The 20,802-nt window shown below is 56.5% G+C and carries 24 protein-coding genes; 11 read left to right on the top strand and 13 right to left on the bottom strand.

Features of this window, described 5'->3' with window-relative positions; genetic code table 11:
* The first annotated feature begins 18 nt into the window (after positions 1-18).
* A complete protein-coding gene (gene prs, locus HX773_RS12180; RefSeq protein WP_006118899.1) occupies positions 19-966 on the top strand; it encodes a ribose-phosphate diphosphokinase in 948 nt (315 codons plus the stop codon).
* A gap of 228 nt (positions 967-1,194) precedes the next feature.
* Entirely contained in the window at positions 1,195-2,370 is a 1,176-nt protein-coding gene (locus HX773_RS12175; RefSeq protein WP_176971698.1) for a GGDEF domain-containing protein, read from the top strand.
* Here HX773_RS12175 and ychH read toward each other — a convergent pair.
* Positions 2,367-2,642 carry a stress-induced protein YchH gene (ychH, locus tag HX773_RS12170; RefSeq protein ID WP_061723496.1) on the bottom strand — a complete coding sequence of 92 codons (276 nt, stop codon included), beginning with the start codon at positions 2,640-2,642 and terminating at the stop codon, positions 2,367-2,369. The two genes, HX773_RS12175 and ychH, sit on opposite strands and share 4 nt — an antisense overlap.
* Positions 2,643-2,899: 257 nt before the next feature.
* Between ychH and pth the strand changes: the two genes are divergently transcribed.
* On the top strand, positions 2,900-3,487 hold the full coding sequence (gene pth, locus HX773_RS12165) for an aminoacyl-tRNA hydrolase (protein WP_176971697.1): 588 nt from the start codon (positions 2,900-2,902) through the stop codon (positions 3,485-3,487).
* A 111-nt stretch (positions 3,488-3,598) separates the two neighbouring features.
* A complete protein-coding gene (gene ychF / locus HX773_RS12160; RefSeq protein ID WP_008107633.1) occupies positions 3,599-4,690 on the top strand; it encodes a redox-regulated ATPase YchF in 1,092 nt (363 codons plus the stop codon).
* Positions 4,691-4,919: 229 nt separating this feature from the next.
* On the opposite strand, the gene HX773_RS12155 is transcribed toward ychF, so the two are convergent.
* Genes HX773_RS12155 through HX773_RS12145 form a run of 3 tightly spaced genes read right to left on the bottom strand, consistent with a single transcriptional unit; the run spans position 4,920 to position 7,841 of the window.
* A complete protein-coding gene (locus tag HX773_RS12155; protein ID WP_176971696.1) occupies positions 4,920-5,795 on the bottom strand; it encodes a transporter in 876 nt (291 codons plus the stop codon).
* Entirely contained in the window at positions 5,792-6,841 is a 1,050-nt protein-coding gene (locus HX773_RS12150; RefSeq protein WP_176971695.1) for a phenylacetaldoxime dehydratase family protein, read from the bottom strand. Before HX773_RS12150 ends, HX773_RS12155 begins: the two co-directional genes overlap by 4 nt.
* 1 nt (position 6,842) lies before the next feature.
* Positions 6,843-7,841, bottom strand: a complete 999-nt coding sequence (locus HX773_RS12145) for a nitrilase (RefSeq protein WP_218168227.1) — start codon at positions 7,839-7,841, stop codon at positions 6,843-6,845.
* Between the two features lie 154 nt (positions 7,842-7,995).
* On the opposite strand from HX773_RS12145, the gene HX773_RS12140 reads away from it, so the two are divergent.
* Positions 7,996-8,961 carry a helix-turn-helix domain-containing protein gene (locus HX773_RS12140; protein WP_176971694.1) on the top strand — a complete coding sequence of 322 codons (966 nt, stop codon included), beginning with the start codon at positions 7,996-7,998 and terminating at the stop codon, positions 8,959-8,961.
* 77 nt (positions 8,962-9,038) lie between these two features.
* Positions 9,039-9,425 carry a cupin domain-containing protein gene (locus HX773_RS12135; protein WP_176971693.1) on the top strand — a complete coding sequence of 129 codons (387 nt, stop codon included), beginning with the start codon at positions 9,039-9,041 and terminating at the stop codon, positions 9,423-9,425.
* Here HX773_RS12135 and HX773_RS12130 read toward each other — a convergent pair.
* A complete protein-coding gene (locus HX773_RS12130) occupies positions 9,422-10,096 on the bottom strand; it encodes a GntR family transcriptional regulator (protein ID WP_176971692.1) in 675 nt (224 codons plus the stop codon). The genes HX773_RS12135 and HX773_RS12130 overlap by 4 nt on opposite strands.
* Before the next feature lie 115 nt (positions 10,097-10,211).
* Between HX773_RS12130 and HX773_RS12125 the strand changes: the two genes are divergently transcribed.
* Genes HX773_RS12125 through HX773_RS12110 form a run of 4 tightly spaced genes read left to right on the top strand, consistent with a single transcriptional unit; the run spans position 10,212 to position 14,188 of the window.
* Complete coding sequence (locus HX773_RS12125; RefSeq protein ID WP_176971691.1) at positions 10,212-10,892, top strand: DUF2848 domain-containing protein; 681 nt, start codon at positions 10,212-10,214, stop codon at positions 10,890-10,892.
* Between the two features lie 8 nt (positions 10,893-10,900).
* Complete coding sequence (locus tag HX773_RS12120) at positions 10,901-12,244, top strand: amidase (protein ID WP_176971690.1); 1,344 nt, start codon at positions 10,901-10,903, stop codon at positions 12,242-12,244.
* Positions 12,245-12,246: 2 nt separating this feature from the next.
* A complete protein-coding gene (locus HX773_RS12115) occupies positions 12,247-12,882 on the top strand; it encodes a DUF4286 family protein (RefSeq protein ID WP_176971689.1) in 636 nt (211 codons plus the stop codon).
* Entirely contained in the window at positions 12,875-14,188 is a 1,314-nt protein-coding gene (locus tag HX773_RS12110) for an MFS transporter (RefSeq protein ID WP_176971688.1), read from the top strand. Before HX773_RS12115 ends, HX773_RS12110 begins: the two co-directional genes overlap by 8 nt.
* A gap of 74 nt (positions 14,189-14,262) precedes the next feature.
* Here HX773_RS12110 and HX773_RS12105 read toward each other — a convergent pair whose 3' ends face one another.
* Together HX773_RS12105 and HX773_RS12100 are read right to left on the bottom strand one after the other, a co-directional pair.
* The gene (locus tag HX773_RS12105; protein ID WP_101764092.1) at positions 14,263-14,466 is read right to left on the bottom strand and encodes a hypothetical protein; all 204 of its coding nucleotides are present in this window, start codon (positions 14,464-14,466) and stop codon (positions 14,263-14,265) included.
* A gap of 61 nt (positions 14,467-14,527) precedes the next feature.
* The gene (locus HX773_RS12100) at positions 14,528-15,157 is read right to left on the bottom strand and encodes a TetR/AcrR family transcriptional regulator (protein WP_176971687.1); all 630 of its coding nucleotides are present in this window, start codon (positions 15,155-15,157) and stop codon (positions 14,528-14,530) included.
* Positions 15,158-15,453: 296 nt separating this feature from the next.
* Here HX773_RS12100 and HX773_RS12095 point away from each other — a divergent pair, with 296 nt between their 5' ends.
* A complete protein-coding gene (locus tag HX773_RS12095) occupies positions 15,454-15,663 on the top strand; it encodes a CsbD family protein (protein WP_007892931.1) in 210 nt (69 codons plus the stop codon).
* A 44-nt stretch (positions 15,664-15,707) separates the two neighbouring features.
* Here HX773_RS12095 and HX773_RS12090 read toward each other — a convergent pair whose 3' ends face one another.
* The 6 genes from HX773_RS12090 to HX773_RS12065 all read right to left on the bottom strand — a co-directional run bounded on the left by HX773_RS12090 (position 15,708) and on the right by HX773_RS12065 (position 20,742).
* The gene (locus HX773_RS12090) at positions 15,708-15,980 is read right to left on the bottom strand and encodes a hypothetical protein (protein WP_176971686.1); all 273 of its coding nucleotides are present in this window, start codon (positions 15,978-15,980) and stop codon (positions 15,708-15,710) included.
* Positions 15,981-16,149: 169 nt separating this feature from the next.
* Positions 16,150-17,139, bottom strand: a complete 990-nt coding sequence (locus HX773_RS12085; protein ID WP_176971685.1) for an aldo/keto reductase — start codon at positions 17,137-17,139, stop codon at positions 16,150-16,152.
* Between the two features lie 31 nt (positions 17,140-17,170).
* Positions 17,171-18,022, bottom strand: a complete 852-nt coding sequence (locus HX773_RS12080; protein WP_176971684.1) for an aldo/keto reductase — start codon at positions 18,020-18,022, stop codon at positions 17,171-17,173.
* Between the two features lie 118 nt (positions 18,023-18,140).
* Positions 18,141-19,193, bottom strand: a complete 1,053-nt coding sequence (locus HX773_RS12075; RefSeq protein WP_218168230.1) for an alpha/beta fold hydrolase — start codon at positions 19,191-19,193, stop codon at positions 18,141-18,143.
* Between the two features lie 336 nt (positions 19,194-19,529).
* Positions 19,530-20,294 carry a carboxymuconolactone decarboxylase family protein gene (locus HX773_RS12070; protein WP_176971683.1) on the bottom strand — a complete coding sequence of 255 codons (765 nt, stop codon included), beginning with the start codon at positions 20,292-20,294 and terminating at the stop codon, positions 19,530-19,532.
* Positions 20,272-20,742, bottom strand: a complete 471-nt coding sequence (locus tag HX773_RS12065; protein WP_176971682.1) for a cupin domain-containing protein — start codon at positions 20,740-20,742, stop codon at positions 20,272-20,274. The genes HX773_RS12070 and HX773_RS12065 overlap by 23 nt, the downstream gene beginning before the upstream one ends.
* Positions 20,743-20,802: the final 60 nt, after the last annotated feature.

Below are 20,802 nucleotides of genomic sequence, written 5' to 3'. Positions count from 1 at the left end.
AAGCCTGAGGTTCTTCTCGTGCCTGATATGAAGCTATTTGCTGGTAACGCCACCCCGGAACTAGCACAACGTATTGCCAACCGCCTTTACACTAGCCTCGGAGACGCCGCTGTTGGCCGTTTCAGTGATGGTGAAGTAAGTGTACAGATCAACGAAAATGTACGCGGTGGTGATATTTTCATCATCCAGTCCACCTGTGCCCCCACCAACGATAATCTGATGGAGCTGGTTGTGATGGTCGACGCTTTGCGTCGGGCTTCTGCTGGTCGTATTACTGCTGTCATTCCTTACTTTGGCTATGCGCGTCAGGATCGCCGTGTGCGTTCTGCTCGTGTACCGATCACCGCCAAAGTGGTTGCCGATTTCCTGTCCAGCGTGGGCGTTGACCGTGTGCTCACCGTTGACCTGCATGCTGAACAGATTCAGGGCTTCTTTGATGTCCCGGTGGATAACGTCTTCGGCAGCCCAATCCTGCTGGAAGATATGCTGCAAATTGGCCTGGAAAATCCGATCGTAGTTTCCCCAGACATCGGTGGCGTAGTGCGTGCCCGCGCCATCGCCAAACTGCTCAACGATACCGATATGGCTATCATCGACAAACGCCGCCCGCGCGCGAACGTTTCTCAGGTGATGCACATTATTGGTGACGTTGCGGGTCGTGACTGTGTACTGGTTGACGATATGATCGACACCGGCGGTACGCTGTGCAAAGCGGCTGAAGCGTTGAAAGAGCGCGGCGCGAAACGTGTCTTCGCTTACGCCACTCACCCAATCTTCTCCGGCAACGCGGTGGAAAACCTGCGTAAGTCGGTGATTGACCAGGTGATTGTCTGCGATACCATTCCGCTGTCTGAAGAGATGAAATCTCTGCCAAACGTGCGTACTTTGACGCTGTCTGGCATGTTGGCCGAAGCGATTCGTCGTATCAGCAATGAAGAATCTATCTCCGCGATGTTTGAGCATTAATTCATCGCGTGAAACCGGGCCTCGTGCCCGGTTTTTCTTTGCGCCCTGCCCTAAATCTGACTCACCGATTAAGCCACTTTCGCCACTGATATTTGCGCGATAAATTTCGTTAAATCCCGCTATTCTCGCTGCCATCCACTCTTTTCTGCTAACTCGCATTGCCGCCCTTTAGCGGTCTAATGATTAATGCTATTTTTCTCCCCACTTTTGCCAAGAGCTCCGACCACTATGACTCTCGACATCTACACTCTGTTTGTTTGCGAGCTCTATGTGCTGGGGTTTTTGAGTATCATTTTGATTTTTGCCTGGGTCGGCGCGCAATACGATCGCGTATTAGGTTGCACCACGCTGGCGCTGGTTTTGACCCTGGCGGCGGTGTTCCTCAGCAGCTTACGCAGTGCGGGATTCCATTTTTTACCGGTTGCGGTCGGCAACGTCATGCTGCTGCTGGCTTATGGCAATCTGCTCAATGCCTTCCGCATCTTCTGCGGTAAAGCGATTGGACTCAGCTGGTTAGGCGGCGGCTTATTGTGGGCAATCCTGTGCCTGTTCCCCGAATTTTACTCCAGCCAGCCGAAGCGTGTGCTGGTGGTTTGCCTGCTGTGCATCATCTATACCGGCGCGCTGATCCGCTTGCTGTGGCGCGTGCGCGCATCGTTAACCGTCACCTTCTGGCCGGCGCAAATCCTGCTGTGGATCCATTTGCTGTTTCACGTGGCACGTATCTTTCTGGATGATGCGGTGGCGACGCCGGTGCGCGGTGCGATTGGCGGTTCCAGCTTCTCGGTATATGTAATTCTCGAATCAATTCTGTTTGTTATTGGCCTGAGCTTCACCATTCTGGCGATGGTCAACGAGCGCACGCAAATCGCTCACAAGCTGGCATCAATGCACGATCCGCTCACCAGCGTGTGGAACCGCCGCGCACTGTTCGAGCAGGCCGATAAAATGATATTGCGCAGCGCGCGGCAGTCACAACACTTAGTCTATAGCGCGGTGCTGTTCGATCTGGACCATTTTAAAAGCATCAATGACCGTTTCGGCCATCAGCAAGGCGATCAGGTATTAATCGATTTTTGTCAGGTGGTGCAGGCGTTATTGCCGGATGAAGGCCATTTTGCCCGTTTGGGCGGCGAGGAGTTTGCGGCTATCATTCCCGGCGATGCCGAGCAGGCGCAGCGGGTGTGTGAACGTATCCGTTTGGCGACACAGCTGTCGCAACCCAACGACGTGCGTTATACCGTCAGCATCGGCTTTGCCACCGCGCTGCAGCCCGGCGAACCTTTCCCGCCGCTGCTGGCGCTAGCCGATGAAGCGTTGTACCGCGCAAAAGCCAGCGGCCGTAACCGCATCGAACGTTATCTCGCGCAGTTACAGCCGCTGCAGCAAACCGTACTTACTTAATGTGATGAGTGATTGCGACGGCAACGCTTATCGCCGTAATGACGCAACCAGTAATAACGATCTTCCACGCGCTCACGTCCGCTGACGCGCGCGCCCACCAGCCACAGCAAAGCGCCAACGAAGATGCTGAACATCGCACCGTGCGCGAGAAATTGCGGCAGGTTGAGTGAAGGAAGCTGATTGATAATGGAATAGCCGACGCCCAACACCATCGTCAGTAAACCCAAACACATCAAACCGTTACCTACAAAGCGGCAATTTTGACGTTTCATGATCCACCTCCATCCTTATAAAAGCAAAACAGCACGTATGGTTAACTAGCCATAAGCTTAGGCAATACTTGCCGCTTAAGTTGCGTACAGGATCACATATCCTTCACAACCTTTGACAAATCTTTACCGCCAGCGCCTTGATTTCGATAGAAAATGATTAGTCACGTAGAGACATTATCTGCGGCGCGTGGCCTTTGTCATCCGTGCCGCCAGGCAGTAAACTATCGCCCTTTCCGCAGCAAGACAGGATAAACATCGTGAGCAGCATTAAACTGATTGTGGGGCTGGCCAATCCCGGCGCTGAATACGCCGCAACGCGCCATAACGCTGGCGCCTGGTATGTCGATTTACTGGCGAGCCGCAACAATCAGTCGTTAAAAGACGAGCCAAAATTTTTTGGCTACACCGCGCGCCTGTCGCTGGCGGGAGAAGATGTGCGCCTGCTGGTGCCCACCACTTTTATGAATCTCAGCGGCAAAGCGGTGGCGGCGATGGCGACCTTTTATCGCATTGCGCCAGAAGAGATTTTGGTGGCGCACGATGAGCTGGATTTACCGCCGGGCGTGGCGAAATTCAAGCAAGGTGGCGGCCACGGCGGCCATAACGGCCTCAAAGACATCATCAGCAAGCTGGGCAACAACAATAATTTTCACCGTTTACGCGTCGGTATTGGCCATCCTGGCGACCGCAATAAAGTGACCGGTTTCGTGCTGGGCAAGCCGCCAGCCAGCGAACAAAAGCTGATTGATGATGCAGTAGACGAAGCGGTGCGCTGCACCGAACTGTGGCTGAAAGAAGACAAGATTAAGGCGATGAACCGCCTGCACGCGTTCAAGGCGGGCTAAGGCCAATTCCCGCGCCGCAGAAGGCAATTCTGTGTATAATGCGCGAAATTTTTTGAATCTGTCGGCGCTGTTTAACAGCGCTGCGCACTCAGTGAGAAAGGTAATCAGACCATGGGATTTAAATGCGGTATTGTGGGCCTGCCGAACGTCGGTAAATCCACCCTGTTCAACGCGCTGACCAAAGCGGGTATCGAAGCAGCCAACTTTCCGTTCTGCACCATCGAGCCAAACACCGGTGTGGTGCCAATGCCCGATCTGCGCCTCGATCAGCTGAGCGAGATTGTTAAGCCACAGCGCGTCGTGCCAACCACCATGGAATTCGTCGATATCGCCGGTCTGGTGAAAGGCGCGTCCAAAGGTGAAGGCCTGGGCAACCAGTTCCTGACCAACATCCGTGAAACCGAAGCCATCGGCCACGTGGTGCGCTGCTTTGAAAACGACAACATCATCCACGTTGCGGGTAAAGTTAACCCGGCGGAAGATATTGACGTCATCAACACCGAGCTGGCGCTGTCGGATCTCGACACCTGCGAACGTGCGATTCAGCGTTGCCAGAAGAAAGCCAAAGGCGGCGACAAAGATGCCAAAGCTGAGCTGGCGGCGCTGGAGAAGTGCCTGCCGCACCTGTCAGAAGCAGGCATGCTGCGCGCACTGAATCTGGATGCTGACGAGAAAGCGGCAATCCGCTACCTCAGCTTCCTGACGCTGAAGCCAACCATGTATATCGCTAACGTCAACGAAGACGGTTTCGAAAACAATCCGTACCTCGATCAAGTGCGTGCGATTGCCGAAGCCGAAGGTTCGGTGGTGGTGCCGGTGTGTGCTGCCGTTGAGTCTGATATCGCTGAGCTGGAAGACGACGAGCGCGACGAGTTCATGGCTGAACTGGGTCTGGAAGAGCCGGGCCTGAACCGCGTGATCCGTGCCGGTTATGCGCTGCTCAACCTGCAAACCTACTTCACCGCAGGCGTGAAAGAAGTGCGTGCATGGACCATTCCTGTCGGTGCAACGGCGCCACAGGCAGCCGGTAAAATCCACACCGACTTCGAGAAAGGCTTTATCCGCGCTCAGACCATCGCGTTTGAAGATTTCGTTGCGTTCAAAGGCGAACAAGGCGCGAAAGAAGCCGGCAAAATGCGCTCAGAGGGCAAAGAGTACATCGTAAAAGATGGCGACGTGATGAACTTCCTGTTTAACGTCTAAGCCTTCATGTTGCCTGGCACGCTATCGCGTCAGACAAAAAATCCTAAAATCCACGCATTGGCGTGGATTTTTTTATCCCGCTTACACAGGCGAATCCGGATCGCCGAACAAACGCTGCGCCAGCGTAGCAAGCATCAACGTCAACTCTTTGATCGCAATAAAAAACCCAGTGCATCGACTGGGTTTTAGGCAATGACGTTAATAAGCCGCTAACCGCATAGTGGCTTACTCAAAACAGCAGCCCCAACCGCAAGCTGATATTGGTGTCCTGCCTGAATCCCTGTTCTACCTTAATATCGCGTCCACCGGAAAGCTGGAGCTGAACGCCAGGCAGTACAAAATGGGCCGCCGACAGCCGCAGATAGCTGCTGTTCAGCCGGTCGTCCTGTGCATTGCCGTTAACCCGACTCTCCGCGCCCGTTATCCATCCGCCGCCGATGCCAAACTGTGTTGCGGGCGTCAGGTTGTAGCGCAAATAAGCCTGATATTCGTAGCGCGGACTCTGCCTGAGCGTGCTGCTATTCGCGCCATAAGCGTCATTCGCCGTAACCCAGGACACGTCAGCGCCGGTTTCAAATGCCCACGACGTAGAGAAATGGTGGATCCACACGCCCTGTAGCAGATAGCGCCAGCGATTCTCCCCGACGTTGAGCGCTTTTTGCGGGTCGTAAGCGCCGGTTGGCGCATAGATAAACGGCGCCAGCGAGAGAAGATCCCGGCCCTGCGCATCCAGATTGAATTTGAACGGCACGCCAAAAATCACGTCACCCAATCCCGAGGAGTTGCCGAGGAAACGGGCATCGCCCATCGCATCCGCGCTAACCAGAGGAATGATTACCTGTGGTTCGATACTGATATTCTCAGCCGGGCGAAAGCCATGGATAAAGCGCAGCAGCGTGGCTTGAGTACGCAAGCGGTAATCAGCGGCGACTTTTTTCCCCTGCGAATAATAATCGTCGCTGTGGGAATACTGGAAATAGGCCAGCGCGAGGCTTTTATCGGCTGGCAGCATTTCGTAATCGCCGGGAGAAAACTCCAGCGCATAAGCAGGTGAGCACAGCGTTGCGGTGACTAAAGTCGCGATAGCAGTGACTGATTTCTTCATAACGATTCTCCGCCGATCTGCCGCAGTAAGCCGGTGTTCGCATGACAGTTGATGTACTCAAAATGCTGAGCCGTGGCCGGAACCACCACGATTTCGTGCCACAGCCGCAGTGCGATATTGAAGTTCAGCTCCTGCACGTAACGCATAAATCCGCCGAAAATCGCCACGTGGGTGGGATGGCTTTTAGCCCACAGCTCAAGTGCCGCCATATCGCTGAAATGCGCCAGGCCAAAGGTCTTCTCCATCAAGGCATGCGAGTTCACATCAAGGACCTGCATATAGCGGCAGTTCAGGCAGCCGATGGTGTGACCGCTGTCGCGCAGAAAGTGCATGCCTTCGCGCAGCACCGGTTCCACCTCGCTAAGGTACTTTTGTCTCTCCTGTTGCTGGGTCGCCGACCAATCCTGCCCGGAGCGGATCAGACAGAGATTTTCCCGGCCAGCCAGCACAACGCGTTTGCCGGTGCGCGTCGCTGATGGCGCCGTTGCGCTGCCACTCAGCGCATCGATCTGCGCGCGCGGCAGGCGGTCGCGCGCACTGCCCCAATAACCGTGCTCCTGCATCTCGCCGCTCATGCCTTCAGCCAGACTGGCCACGCCTTCAGGCGATGCGCGATCGGAGAAAATGGTTTCAAAGCTGTCGGCTTGCGGGCTCACCACCTCGAGAAAATAGCCATATTCGCCCGCTTCTCGTTCCGCTGCGTGCCACCATGCAGAAAATAAGCTGCTGGTTTTCCAGCGCTCAAACTGCTGCGGTGACGGCCAGTAAGCAATGGCGACCAGGTTATGAAACCCGGCATCGTCTATATAGGCAGCCAGATCCCAGTGTGCCGGCGCGTAAGGGGATGAAAAGCGTCCAGTCACCGCATGCAGAGCCGCAGGCGCGATCGCAGTGGCCGCCTGAATGCCGAAGTACGCCATCACCACCTGTCCGGTGAGTGAGGAGAAGCGCGCGGTCCACGCCGGAAAAGGCGGTTGATGATCGTCGGGCATCGCCAGCGGACAGCGGCGCGCGACACGCAGATGTGCAGGAATAGCGGATTCCATGTTATTCCTCCTCTTCCGCTGGCAATTCACTCGGCGGCTCGGCGGGCAAGCCGCGTTTCACCACCGGCGGTTTGGCGGCGGAATTGAACAGAAGCTGGGTGACGTCGGGACGCGAATAGTGACCAACAGGATCGGCTGCCAGTTTTGCGAAGGTGATCGCCGCGGGTGCCAGCGTGGCTAACAGCAAGCCCTCTTCCTGTTCACCGAGCGGTGTGGCGAGCTCGCTGCCGTCCGGGCCATAGATGCGTGCATGTCCACCTCCGGCGCTGAGCAACGCCTGACGGGCATCATCCGGGCACAGCATTTCAATCATCTCTGCAGAAACCACGGCGCAAGGTGCCAGCACGAAACATTGCCCTTCTGCCGCATACAAGCGTGAAGCCGCCGTGTTGACCTCCGGTCCCAGCGCCGCGGTGGCGTTGTTGTAAAGACTGAAGCTCGGCCAGGCGGCGATGTGGATCTCTTCATGCTGCGAATACATGGCATAACGCGAGAGCGGCTGCAGATGTTCCCAGCAGCAGAGCGCGCCGACCACGCCGAGCGGCGTTTCCCAGGTGGTCAGTGAAGAACCGTCGCTCTCGCCGAACAGCGTGCGCTCGACGTGCGTCGCCTTGAGCTTGCGGCGCGTCCCGATGGTTTCACCGTCGCTGCCGATTATCCACTGCGAGATGTAAAGGCTGCCGTGGTCGCGCTCGCTGAATCCGAGTACCACCATCATACTGTTGTGTCGGGCAGCATCGGCAATGCGTTTCGCCTGCACGCTATCCAGAACCAGCGAGTTTTGATGATACTCATACACCAGCGGCATATTGACGGCGGGCGAGTTCAGCCACAAAAACCACGGATAGCCCGGAATCCAGGTTTCAGGAAAGGCGATCAGCTCAGCGCCCTGCGCGGCGGCCTCCTCAATCAGCTTTATGGTTTTATCAACCGTGCCTTCCAGATCCATAAACAGTGGCGCGGCCTGTACGCAGGCCACGGTAATCGGTTTGTTCATCATGTTGCTCTCTCCCAGGTGAATGAAAATAAACTGGCAACAGATATAACCTTCACGCCACGCGCAGGGTTATGACAGGAAGGAAGGGATGCTTGTCCAGAATGGAAATGGCCCGGAGTTTGCAGGAAGTGCCTCACCCCACGCTGAGGATGCAGGCATGAAGACCTTTAATACCGCCGACGTTGTGTATGCCGATCGCACCGATTACTGGCGCCACGCCATCAGCCAGACATTTGTGCCGCTGGAAAGCACCTATGCGGGCAGCGAGCGCAACGGCATCCTGCAAGCGGGCGTTTGGGGCGATCTACGCTTATCCGAAGTGAGTTGCAGCGCGCAGGAAGTGATCCGCGGCCGCAAAGGCGCCGATAACAACCCGGATAATATGATTCTGCTGAGCTTTGTCAGCCAGGGAAAAACCTCGGCGGTTCAGGGCGGCAATCATGCCTCGCTCAGTCAGGGCGAGTTTGCGCTTTACGACACGCGGTTTCCCTACGAGCTGCACCTTGATGGTGAGACGCGGCAACATGTGGTGCAAATTAGCAAAGATCATCTGAGTCAACGAGTGGGGAAAACCGAGCATCTGGTGGCCAACGCCTTTGGCAAACAGCATCCGCTGATGCCCTTCCTGCAGATGCTGTTAAACAATCTGATGACGCTGCCCGAAGACATTTCACTCAAATACGCCGCCATGCTGCACGAGCAGTTTCTCGAACTGCTGACATCGGTGATTGCCGACGAGTGCAGCAACCGAAGCCAGGCCAAAACCTATCACGGCTTGCTGTTCCAGATGAAAATCATGATCAACCAGCGCCTGGCCGATCCGGCGCTGACCGCCGCAACCATCGCTGACGCCTTTGGTATTAGCTCGCGCTATCTCAACATGCTGCTGAAGAAAGATGGCACCTCGTTTGGCCGCTATGTGCTGAATCAGCGGCTGACAAAAGCGGCGGACGCTCTCCATTCCCCGCTGCATCGCGCCACGCCGATTAGCCAGATTGCCTGGCGTAGTGGCTTTAGCGACATGCCGCACTTCTCGCGTGAGTTCAGGGCCAGGTTCGGCTGCTCAGCGACTGAATATCGCCAGCAAAGTAGTGAACCCGTGCAAACCGTCCAGAAGTATTAACCACCTAAACTCGCAGCCTGATCGATTTCCACTATTCTGTGCGTATGAATTTTAATTAACGTATTCAGGGGAATGAGATGAGCGCCGATAACGAACATGAAAACAGTGCAGAAACGTTGCTGCAAAGCGGGCAAGCCTGGAATGGTCAGCATATTGAACACTATCCAGCCGGTAAGCCCGAGATCACGGTGATGAAGATGACCATTCCTGCGCATTCAGAGCTGCCGTGGCATACGCATCCGATGCCCAATACCGCGTATATTTTATCGGGATCGCTCACCATCGAGGACAAAGCCAGCGGCGAGACGAAAACGTTTAACGCAGGCGAAGCTTTTAATGAATCCATCGACATTGCCCATCGCGGTTTCACCACGCATCAGCGTGCCGAGCTGATTATTTTCTACGCCGGGGTTGAGGGCATGGATCTTTCCATTCCGCTGCCGGGTGAAGAAGCCGAATATTAATTATTCAACAGCGCCTGTTTAAACGAATAGATATGCACCCGCGCTGCCTCTTCCGCTAGCTCGGCATTTCCCTGCTCCAGCGCGGCAATGATCGCTTCGTGTTCGGCGATCACTTCGTTCATGTGCGCAGCGCTGGAAAGCGTGGTGGCCCAGAAGCGCTGCGCCTGCGCGTGGATAATGCTGAGAATATCGGCCAGACGACCGTTGGCGGCGATGTCCGCCAGCACCTGATGAAATTCGCGGTCCAGCAGCATCATCTGTTCGCGATCGCGTGAGGCGCTGGCATTGGCAATGCGCTGATTCATGTCACGCAAATAGGCGATTTGCGCCGCATTGACCCGCTGCGAGGCCAGCCGCAAGCACAGCGCCTCATTCACCAGACGCACCTCAATTAACTCCAGCGCATCATCAATCGACAGCGGCGCCACCATCACGCCCTTGCGCGGGATAATCTGCAACAGTCCTTCCGTCTCCAGCCGATGCACCGCCTGATTCACCGGCGTTCTGCCCATCTCAAGGTCGTCCATCACCTGCGCGATATTGAGATAGTCGCCCGGTTTGTAGCGCAGCGTGATCAGCCGGTGCTTGAACGCCAGATAGGCGCGCTCGTTAAGTGAAATGCTCTTCGGGGTCGTCGGCGAGCTCACATTTTCAGCCATCACATTACTCATCGCGCAAATCCTTATTAGGTAACTGAGACATATTACACAAAAACCTGGCATGAAAATGGCTAGATTGAAATCACAGTGAAATTTCACACGCATTTCTCACCTGGAGATCGATCCCATGCAATTACGGTTTACGACAGATTACGCCGATGCGGCAGTTCTGGATGTTGAGGTTAATCAACTTGTTATCGCGGGCTGGGTAGGACGCGATCAGGAAGCGGTGCTGCACCATATCAGGGAACTGGAAGCGCTCGGCGTGCCCGCTCCTGGTGCAGTGCCGCTGTTTTACCGCGTCGCCACCAATCAATTAAGTCAGGAAACGCAGCTGGAAGTGGTTGGCGATCAGACGTCCGGTGAAGCTGAACCCTTTGTGTTTTTCCATCGCGGCGAATATTGGGTGTCGCTGATTTCCGATCATACCGATCGTCATCTGGAAACGTTCAGCGTGGCGCTATCGAAACAGGCGTGCATCAAACCGGTGGCCGGTCACGCGTGGCGCATGGCGGACGTCAAAGCGCACTGGGATCAGCTCGAGCTGCGTGCCTGGATCAACGTCAACGGCGACTGGGTGACTTATCAGCAAGGCGCCCTCGCCTCATTGCTGACGCCGCTCGATCTGTTGAGCCGCTATTTTGCTGCGGGCCAGGTTGAGGAAGGTTTCGCCATGTCGTGCGGCACGCTCAGCGCCATCGGCGGGATTCGTCCTGCCAGTGAATTCCGTATGGCGCTGCACGATCCGGTGCTGAACCGCACGCTGGAACACACTTACATCACTGGCTCGCTGCCGGTTATCGCCTGAGGTTCCCTATGACAACGTTATGGCAAGCGAGCCAGCAGCTGCTCGCCGGGCAAATCAGCCCTGAACCCCTGACGCAGGATGCGCTACGTGCGATCGCGTCGGAAGCCGGTGAAGGCAAGCGCGTGTTCACCAAAGTTTATACCGCGGATGCGCAGCAGCAGGCCGCGCAAGCCGGTGCGCGCTGGCAGCAGCAACAGCCGCGCAGCGCGATTGATGGTCTGCCCATCAGCATCAAAGATCTGTTCGATGTCGCCGGAGAAGTCACCACCGCCGGTTCCCGCTTGCTCAGCAACGCCAGCCCAGCCACGGCGAATGCCAGCATGGTGGATCGTCTGCAGCAGGCCGGTGCCGCCATCGTTGGCAAAACCAATATGAGCGAGTTCGCCTTCACCGGCCTCGGCGTCAATCCGCATTACGGCACGCCCGCTAATCCGTGGCAGCGTCCCCAGCAGCGTATTCCCGGCGGATCCTCTTCCGGTGCGGCGGTAGCGGTAAGCGACGGCATGTGTCTGGCGGCTGTCGGCACCGATACCGGCGGTTCGGTGCGCATTCCAGCGGCGCTGTGCGGCTTAACAGGTTTCAAACCGAGCGCCAGCCGCATCGATCAACGCGGAACGCTGCCGCTGGCGGCATCGCTCGACAGCATCGGTGTGATCGCCCACGACGTGCGCAGCTGCTGGCTGCTCGATAGCGTGATCGCCGATAAGCGGCTGGCGATCGATGAGCGAAATCTGTCAGATGCGCATTTCGTGATTCCGCAGACGCGCGTGCTGGCTGGCCTTGACGAGCACGTCAGCGCCGCCTGGCTGCGCGCGCTCGATCTGCTGCGCGCGCAGGGCGTGAAAATCACCGAGCTGCCGCTGCAAGAGCTGGCGGAACTTGACACCATCAACGCGCGCGGCGGCATTACCGCGTGGGAAGCCTGGCAATGGCATCAGCATTACGCCCAATCACAGCCGGAAGCTTACGACCCGCAGGTTTTGACGCGCATTAACCGCGGCAGCCTGCTGAATGCAGAGGATGCCGCCGCGCTTTATCAACTGCGCGCCGACTGGAAACAGCGCGTCGAGCAGGCGGTTGCGCCTTTTGACGGCATCCTGATGCCGACGGTGCCGCTGATTGCTCCGACGCTGGTCGAGCTCGACGATCCCGCGCGCTATATGCAGGTCAACCTGCTGATGCTGCGCAACACCAGCGTGATCAACATGCTGGATGGTTGTTCAATTTCTCTGCCTTGTCATCAGCCCGGCGCTGCGCCGGTTGGCCTGATGCTCTCTTCCACCCATGGCAACGATGCTGCATTACTCAGCTGGGCTGCCGCGATTGAAACCACCCTGAAACGGAGTAGCTGATCATGACTCAACCCCACGGCATGCTGTTTGTCGCCACTAACATCGACGCTGCAGATGAAGCGGATTTCAACCAATGGTACGACCACGAACACGTTGAAGAGCGCGTGGCGATCAGCGGCTTTCTTAGCGGCACGCGTTATCAGGCAGTGGATGCCGAACGCAAATACCTCGGCCTGTATGAAACCGCATCGCTGGAAGCCTTTACCAGCGCGGATTATCACGCCGCCTTCACGCGCCAGACGGAATGGTCGGTGAAGAACCTCAACAAAATGGTCAATCCGATGCGCCGCGTCTGCGCCATCTCGCATCAGCATGGACAAGGCACCGGCAGCCATCTGGCGGTGCTGACCTTAAAAGCCGGTACAGATGTTGCATCGCTGGGCAGCTGGCAAAGCAGCGTGCAGCAAACGCCGGGCTATATCGCCTCACGTTTGCTAACGCCTGACACCACGCTGAGCTCGCCGCTGCCACGGGAAACCAGCGCGACGCGCCCGATGCATCCGATGCTGCTGCTGACCTGCCGCGACGCGCAGGTGTGTAAAACCCTCGCCGCCGATGCCGCGCAGGCACTCAACGCGGACGTACAGCTCTACTCCCTCAGCTGGCAGTTAACCAAACAGGAGATGGCTCATGGCTAATACCGATTCAACGTTGCCGCACGCTACAGGCGCGCGCGCCAGCCACAGCAAAACCGGTCGCCTCGCGGCGGCCAGCTCCATCGGCACCGCGCTGGAGTGGTATGACTTCACGGTCTACAACATCATGGCGGCGCTGGTGTTTAACCACGTCTTTTTCCCCAGCTTCGATCCGCTGGTCGGTACTATTCTGGCGTTCTCCACCTATGCGGTCGGCTACATTTCCCGTCCGGTGGGCGGCTTTATCTTTGGTCATCTCGGTGATGTCGCCGGACGTAAAGCGGTACTGATCACCACGCTGGTGATTATGGGCGTCACCACCGCGCTGATGGGCCTGCTGCCGGGCTATGCGGCGTGGGGCATCTGGAGTCCGGTGCTGTTGGTGGCCTTGCGCTTTATTCAGGGCATTGCATTAGGCGGCGAATGGGCCGGCGCGGTATTGCTGTCGATGGAGCATGGCGATGCCGACAAGCGTGGCCGTAACGCCTCGTTTGCGCAGGTAGGTCCATCGTGCGGCACGTTGATTGGCACCGGATTTATTACGCTGGTAACGGTGGCGTTGAGCGGCGAGCAGTTTCAGGAGTGGGGATGGCGCATTCCGTTCCTGCTGAGTCTGCTGCTGGTGATGTTTGGCTTATGGCTGCGTCGTGGCGTAGAAGAGACGCCAACCTTTGTCGCGATGCAGCAGGCGGAGAAAACCACGCATACGCCGCTGAAAGAGGTGTTTGTGCGCTATCCGCGTGAGCTGCTGATCGCTGGCGGTTCACGTATCGGCTCCGACGTGTTGTATGCGCTGGTGGTGGTGTTCACCCTCACCTACGTCACTACCGTGCTGCAGCTGCCGCGTCCGCTGGCGTTAATGGCTACCATGCTCGGCGCGATTGGCAATGCGATTACCGTGCCGATGTTTGGCGCGCTCTCCGACAAGCTCGGCCGTCGCCCGGTCTACATTGCCGGTGCGCTGCTGGCGATCGTCTGGTCGTTTGTGTTCTTTGTGCTGCTGGATAGCTCACAGCCGGTGCTGATTGTGCTGGCGGTGATTGGCGGCTTGCTGATTCATGCGGTGATGTATGGACCGCAGGCGGCGTTTGTAACCGAACAGTTCCCCAGCCACGTACGCTACGCCGGATCGTCACTGGCTTACACGCTGGCGGGCATCATCGGCGGCGGCTTTGCGCCCTTGATCATCACGACCTTGTATAAAGAGATGGGCAGCACGCTGTGGGTATCGCTGTATGTCAGCCTGGCGTTGCTGATCACGCTGTTTGCGCTGTGGAAGGCGAAAGAGACCGCGCATCGCCCGCTTTAATCAAATAGGTGTTTGGCGAGGGATTGCCAGACTTCAGCAGAGGAGAACAACAAGGCGCGGCACGCGCGACCCTATTAGTGCAGTTTTTTCGCCAGGATACGAATGGCTTTCTCGCAGGCGACTTTGGTTTTGCTGTCGGTGGAACGCAAACTCAGGCGATACAACGCGCCAATGAGTTCCTGAACGGTAAGCGCTTCATCAGGACGAAGGATACGTGTCACCACCCTTCCCACCAATGCGCGAATCTCTTCCGTAATATCTGAATCTTCGTCTTTCACTTGCCCTCCGGCTTTACGCTTCGCTTATTTAGGAAGTATCCTCCTCCTAATTAGACAAATTTTAGTCCAGCAGCTTCATGACTAACTTGATGGTCTCTGGTTCATCTTTTACATCCGTGATCTTGCCCACAACGCGCATGCCAAAGGCGATGCAGAGGATCAATCCCGCCGCGGTATCCACATCCAGGTTGGGCGTAACCGAGCCATCTTCCTGGCCCAGTTTGAGCAGCGAGGCGAGGAAGTTTTTATTGCGGATCACCGCTTCACTCACCAGTTGCGAAAGATCGTCATCCAGCACCTGCAGCTCCACCGCGCTGCCCACCACTAAACAGCCGGTGCGACCTTCCACCGCCCGCGCGGAATCGAGGTAAAACTGCAGCAGCTCGCCGAGTTTCTCGCGGCCGCTGGTGAACTGTGCCAGACGCTGGCGCAGATCGGCATTGCGCACCGAAAGATAGCGTTCAAACACCAGCAGAAACAGGCTGCGCTTATCTTTGAAAGCCTTGTAGATGCTGCCCGCCGTCAGCCCCATCGCCTCGCCCAGATCGTTGAGTGAAGCCGCATGAAAACCCTTCTGGCGAAAAACAATCATGGCTTTGTCCAGAGCCTGTTCGATATCGAACTCTCTTGGGCGGCCACGTTCTCTGCTTTTCGTGTCGGTGGGTTGCGTTTTGCTCATAGCGGATGGCATTGGGAAATGCGGGTTTCCAAAAGTTGACGGAAATGTCTTATCGGCGGTTACTATATCGCAACCCACCCTTGCCTGTATAGCCGGGCAAGCATAACGCCTTATAGAGCAAAGAGTTAGCGAGTCGCTTTTTGCTATTAACGGCTTTTTTCTCCACGCTGGCTCACACTATCGCAAATTTATGAGTCAGCTCACAGCTCAAGCAAGCAAAGCGCAAATCCTGTGCCAGGATTAATTCACCCGCTGGCATCAGGCTAGCGAAGGGCAGCACACAGTCACCACGAAATAGGGAGATCGACATGAACGAAGATCGTATTAGCGGCAACTGGAAGCAGTTCAAAGGGAAAGTGAAGGAAAAATGGGGCGACCTGACTGATGATGACATGACCGTGGTTGAAGGAAAACGCGATCAGCTGGTCGGTAAAATCCAGGAACGCTACGGTTATGAAAAAGACCGTGCGGAGAAAGAAGTCAAAGAGTGGGAAGATTCGAATAAGTACCGCTGGTAAGCCCGCGCCGTTATGCCGGACAACCCTTGTCCGGCATGCAGCGATCAGTGCTGCGTTGAGTCATCCGCCGCGACGTTTTTCGCCCTAAAGCTCATCACGTTCTCTTCAGATTGCTCAGCGTTATCGATGCTGCTTTTCACCACGTTTAAAGCCAGTCTGGCGATCCGCACCTCTTCCGCCGTACCACCCGCATGTATCATCTTCTCTAATTGCGCGAGCAGCGTGGTGCGCGAAACCGGCGCATCCTGGTTAAATAATTCCATCACCGCATCACCAATCGCGATGTCGCATAACTGTTTGTCATTACTGTTTTTCATGGGCTCTCTGTAATCGTCGCAACCAACCCTGGCCGGAGGATCCTGACGTGGCTGAGCATACCCACTGAGAAAAAAACGTCAAATACAAAAAAGTGTCGATGCAATCGAAAATGCATCGACATGCAACGCTTGCGGCAGCTGAACATCGCGCCGCAAGCGTTAGCCTGGCTTAACCGCCGACCCGCGCCTGCAGAGCCGCAGGATAACGTTCACCCATCACTTTGATGGTCTCCAGCGCCTGATTGAGCTTTTGCAACTCTGCCGCGGAAAGCGCAATTTCCGCCGCGCCAAGGTTTTCCTCCAAACGATGCAGTTTGGTGGTGCCCGGAATCGGTACAATCCATGGCTCCTGCGCCAACAGCCAGGCGAGCGCGATCTGGGCGGAGGTCACGCCTTTTTCCGCCGCCAGCTGTGCCACCAGCGTCACCAGTTTTTCGTTAGCTGCCAGCGCCTCGGCGGCAAAGCGTGGCACTTTGCTACGGAAATCATCCTCACCGAAGGTCGCTCCCGATTTAATCGCGCCGGTTAAGAAGCCTTTGCCTAACGGGCTGAAAGGCACAAAACCAATGCCCAGCTCTTTTAACAGCGGCAAGATTTCCTGTTCCGGCTCGCGCCACCACATAGAATATTCACTTTGCAGCGCGGTGACCGGCAGCACCGCATGGGCGCGACGAATGGTCTTTGCGCCCGCTTCTGACAGACCAAAGTGTTTAACTTTACCTTCACTAATCAGATCTTTTACCGTGCCGGCCACATCCTCAATCGGCACGTCGGGATCAACACGATGCTGATACAGCAGATCAATCACTTCGGTTTTCAGGCGACGCAAGGAACCTTCAACGGCTTCACGAATATGCTCCGGTCGGCTATTGAGGATCTGCTGCTTATTATCAGCGCCAAAGGTGAAGCCAAATTTGGTGGCGATAACCACCTGGGCGCGATACGGCTGTAATGCTTCGCCGACCACCTCTTCATTCAGGTACGGACCATAGACTTCGGCGGTATCGAAAAATGTTACGCCGCGCTCAACGGCCGCCCGGATAAGCTTGATGGCCTGCTGAGTATCCGTTGCCGGACCGTAGCCATGACTGAGCCCCATGCAGCCGAGGCCAAGCGCTGAAACCTCCAGTGCGGAATTTCCCAGATAACGTTTTTGCATCTCTCTGTTCCTCAGGTTGCGTCGGTGATGATTACACGTCGAGTTTGCGGCCTGTCAGCCACTCCACCATCGCGGGATCGCGGTGCGAGAAGAAGGCGCTGGTCGCGCTATCCAGCGCGGTAATTTGCTGCATTTCTGCCTCGCCGAGTTCAAAGTCCAGCACGTTGATGTTTTCTGCCATGCGATCTTTGCGCACCGATTTCGCCAGCGACACGATGCCGCGTTGGAAGATCCAGCGCAGAACCACCTGACCCACGCTCTTGCCGTATTTTTCGCCAATCTTCGTCAGCAGCGGATGCTGGAATAAACCGTTTCTGCCTTCCGCAAACGGCGCCCAGGCTTCGGGCTGAATATTGCGGCTCTTCATCCACGGCACAGCGTGCAGCTGTTGGTTGAACGGATTGACTTCCACCTGATTGACCGCCGGAACAATCTTGTTGAACGCGATGAGATCCGCCAGACGATCCGGCTGGAAGTTGCTGACGCCAATCGCTTTGATCTTGCCTGCCTGCTGCAACTCTTCCATCGCCCGCCACGCGCCGTGCACATCGCCGTATGGCTGGTGAATCAGATAGAGATCGACATAGTCCATCTGCAGGCGATTGAGTGAGCGCTCAAACTGCGCCCTGGCACCTTCATAGTTGGTATCCTGCAGCCACAATTTGGTGGTGACGAACAGCTCATCGCGCGCGATGCCACTCTGCTTGAGGGCATTGCCGACCTGAGTTTCGTTTTGATAGGAGGCGGCGGTATCGATCAGGCGATAGCCGGTTTCAATGGCGTCGATTACCGCGCGCTCACACTCGGCGGCATCGGTCATCTGAAACACACCAAAGCCCAGCAGAGGCATATCGAGGCCGTTATTGAGTTTTACAGTTTGCATGGCGTTATCCTTTTGAGAGTTTCCAAAAGCATAACGCCACCGCATTGATTTGATTAGACCCGGTAATCAGCTAGGGTTTATTAGTTGTGTTCATCAATCAATAAACCCTGCTGATGAGCTATTTCAGATGCTTCTGCTGCAAAAACTGGCTGACCTGATCGGCAATCTGCACATTATTCAGGTCGGAGAACGGGAAATGGGTGTTGCCTTTAATACCAATTTCCGGCAGGTGAATCACCTGCACATCGCCGCCGTGTTTATTCACCACATCTCGCCACTGGCGCGCCATCGCCAGGCGCACTCGCCAGCTATCCTGCGCCGGCATGGCGCTGGGTTTATCCGGGATGTTGTCGCCGTAGAAGATCAGAATAGGAATTTTGGTCAGCGCCATAAACTTATCCAGCGCCACCGGTTCGCCCTTCAGCGTATCGAACGCGCTGGGCATTGCTGGCGGTAATTCATTTTCTGGAAACACAAAGCCGCTACCCGGCTCAAAGGCGACAATCGCTTTAACCTTGCTGTTTTTCATCGCGGTGTACCAGCCAGGACCGCCGCCCTGCGAATGGGTAAACAGAATGGCGGGACCGCTTTTATCGACCACGGCAGAGAGCGCATCTGAAATCACATTGACGTCAAACGGCCCGGTATTCGGCGTCATCTGGCGGAAGTATTGGTTCAGCGCCTCTTTGTCCTGTGAGAACTGCACGCCTTTGAAGAAGGTGGGCCACACGCCGAGGCGGAACTGATTGAACCACAGCTGCTCATCCGGTTTCGGCGTTAGCGTGTTTGCCACCGTGCTGCGACCGGCGCTACCGCGACGCGGCTGATCGACCAGATAAGTAGCGAATCCGCGTCGCAGAAAGAGGTTCTGGAACCCTTCGCGGCCATCCGGCGTGCTCTCCCAGGTGCGGGAAAACTGCCCGGCGCCGTGCAGCATCACGATGGGATATTGATGCGCATGCGGCGGAATTTGATAAAACACCGCCGCGTGATCGCCATGATAAGTCTGGCCTGCGGCATCCAGCGGCTTTTTGGCATCGAATTGCCCTGGCGCGGTTATCACCGTGCCGCCCGCCGCAAAACTACCTTGTTCCTGAATCACTAAAGGTTGCGCCTGTGCGGCGACGATAAAGCTGGTCGCCAGTACGCAAAGGCTGCAGATTTTAATCAATTTCTTCACGTCCCTTCCCCTCTTAATATTCCGCTTAACGTCATCAATTTAGGGTGCGCTATTTGTGCGGGCCCTGACACATCTGCTGCGTCACGGGCCGTCCTCGCGCCGCTAGCGCGGTGCCTTCGGCTTCCACGTTGTGCCAACGGACCGTTCGCGGATCGGCCGTCCTGGCCGGCCCCGAACTGCCTCACGCATCCATGCGTGAGGCTCCTGGCCCAACGTAAAAGCCTCAGCGCTGCGGATAGCCCTTATGCCGCAGCAGACGCGTCAGTGCCTGTAGCAGATGAGCCCTTTTCAAAACTCGCAATTAAGCTCCGGAGCAGGCCGGGCCCGCTACGATGCAGGCTCAAGCGTTGCCTGTAGCGCTGCTTCAGCGCGATCCGCCGCCTGCGCTTCCCCGTTGGTGCGCAACAGTTCCGCCAGCTGCTGCAACTGGCCGCGCGTGATGCCTACACGCAAGCTGGCGCGCGTATGTGACAGCAGCTGCGCTTCCACGCCCGGCGTGGCGGCCAATGCGCCCACTGTCGCCAGCTCGCGGCTTTGCCAGTCAAGGTTGTCACGGGCAAAAATATCGCCAAACAGGTGGCTTTGCAGGAACTGATTGATCACCGGCGCGAAGTCGAAAAGTGGCCCTTGCACCGGCGCGCCAGAAATTTTGGTTTGGTTATCGGTGCCCAGCTGACGCAGCGCATCGCCCACCGGCACCGGCTGCAGCGGCTCTTTGCCGATTTCATCCTTGATACCGCGCTGCTTGCGCGCTTCCGTGACTTTCATCAGCGCACTCAGCGCGTTGAGACTGCGCGGGAAACCGGTGTAGGCATACAGCTGCACCAAGATTTCTTTGGCTTCGTTTACCGTTAATCCGGCGTCCAGTCCCTGATTAAGTGCGCCATCCAGTTTTTCCATGTTGCTGGTTGCCATAAACGCCGCCATCAGCGGAATGGCTTGTTGACGTGCCGAGAGCGTATCTGACGGATTTGATGACTGATTCATTGCAGGTGTCACTCCTTGTTGGGTTGCAGCATAGGTCGCCAGGTTACCGGCGAACATCATGACGATGCCGACGGTGAGTTGCTTAATCGGCGCGATAGTGTTCATCAGTGACTTTCTCCATCCAGGTTACGCTTTTGCCATCCACCACGCCGGTCACCGCGAGGTGCGTCATCGCACTGTTGGCGCTGGCGCCATGCCAGTGCTTGACGCCCGGCGGGCACGACACCACATCGCCAGCACGAATGATCTGCACCGGTTGCCCTTCCTGCTGGGTTAAGCCCACGCCGGAGGTGACAATCAGCCGCTGACCGGCAGGATGCGAGTGCCAGGCCGAGCGCGCGCCGGGCTCAAAGGTGACATAGGCAGCCGAGGCATTGATGTCGCTATCCGCCACAAACAGCGGATCAACTCGCACCTGACCGGTGAAGTTTTGCGCGGGACCGGTCAGCGCTGATTGGCTGCCGGCCGGTGCAATCTGCACCAAAGGTTCGGCGGCAACCGATGAGAAAGCGAGGGAGAGTAATAGCCCCAGATAAACCGATTTTGCTGTCATGCAGTGCGTCCTATTTTGTTGAACATGGATGCGGCGAGGCATCGATTCTAACGAGGCGCA

The organism is Pantoea sp. B9002 (genome assembly GCF_013385945.1).
Taxonomy (GTDB): Bacteria; Pseudomonadota; Gammaproteobacteria; order Enterobacterales; family Enterobacteriaceae; genus Pantoea.
Note: the sequence above shows the minus strand (reverse complement) of the source record. Positions and strands in the feature narration are given on the sequence as shown.

Coding starts and splice junctions, on each gene's coding strand:
- HX773_RS12115 (WP_176971689.1), top strand. CDS start 12,247: ATGACTCAACCCCACGGCATGCTGTTTGTCGCCACTAACATCGACGCT.
- HX773_RS12145 (WP_218168227.1), bottom strand. CDS start 7,841: ATGATGAACAAACCGATTACCGTGGCCTGCGTACAGGCCGCGCCACTG.
- HX773_RS12100 (WP_176971687.1), bottom strand. CDS start 15,157: ATGCCATCCGCTATGAGCAAAACGCAACCCACCGACACGAAAAGCAGA.
- HX773_RS12090 (WP_176971686.1), bottom strand. CDS start 15,980: ATGAAAAACAGTAATGACAAACAGTTATGCGACATCGCGATTGGTGAT.
- ychF (WP_008107633.1), top strand. CDS start 3,599: ATGGGATTTAAATGCGGTATTGTGGGCCTGCCGAACGTCGGTAAATCC.
- HX773_RS12120 (WP_176971690.1), top strand. CDS start 10,901: ATGACAACGTTATGGCAAGCGAGCCAGCAGCTGCTCGCCGGGCAAATC.
- HX773_RS12070 (WP_176971683.1), bottom strand. CDS start 20,294: ATGAACACTATCGCGCCGATTAAGCAACTCACCGTCGGCATCGTCATG.
- ychH (WP_061723496.1), bottom strand. CDS start 2,642: ATGAAACGTCAAAATTGCCGCTTTGTAGGTAACGGTTTGATGTGTTTG.
- HX773_RS12155 (WP_176971696.1), bottom strand. CDS start 5,795: ATGAAGAAATCAGTCACTGCTATCGCGACTTTAGTCACCGCAACGCTG.
- HX773_RS12140 (WP_176971694.1), top strand. CDS start 7,996: ATGAAGACCTTTAATACCGCCGACGTTGTGTATGCCGATCGCACCGAT.
- HX773_RS12080 (WP_176971684.1), bottom strand. CDS start 18,022: ATGCAAACTGTAAAACTCAATAACGGCCTCGATATGCCTCTGCTGGGC.
- HX773_RS12095 (WP_007892931.1), top strand. CDS start 15,454: ATGAACGAAGATCGTATTAGCGGCAACTGGAAGCAGTTCAAAGGGAAA.
- HX773_RS12150 (WP_176971695.1), bottom strand. CDS start 6,841: ATGGAATCCGCTATTCCTGCACATCTGCGTGTCGCGCGCCGCTGTCCG.
- HX773_RS12175 (WP_176971698.1), top strand. CDS start 1,195: ATGACTCTCGACATCTACACTCTGTTTGTTTGCGAGCTCTATGTGCTG.
- HX773_RS12135 (WP_176971693.1), top strand. CDS start 9,039: ATGAGCGCCGATAACGAACATGAAAACAGTGCAGAAACGTTGCTGCAA.
- HX773_RS12125 (WP_176971691.1), top strand. CDS start 10,212: ATGCAATTACGGTTTACGACAGATTACGCCGATGCGGCAGTTCTGGAT.
- HX773_RS12110 (WP_176971688.1), top strand. CDS start 12,875: ATGGCTAATACCGATTCAACGTTGCCGCACGCTACAGGCGCGCGCGCC.
- HX773_RS12130 (WP_176971692.1), bottom strand. CDS start 10,096: ATGAGTAATGTGATGGCTGAAAATGTGAGCTCGCCGACGACCCCGAAG.
- HX773_RS12065 (WP_176971682.1), bottom strand. CDS start 20,742: ATGACAGCAAAATCGGTTTATCTGGGGCTATTACTCTCCCTCGCTTTC.
- HX773_RS12085 (WP_176971685.1), bottom strand. CDS start 17,139: ATGCAAAAACGTTATCTGGGAAATTCCGCACTGGAGGTTTCAGCGCTT.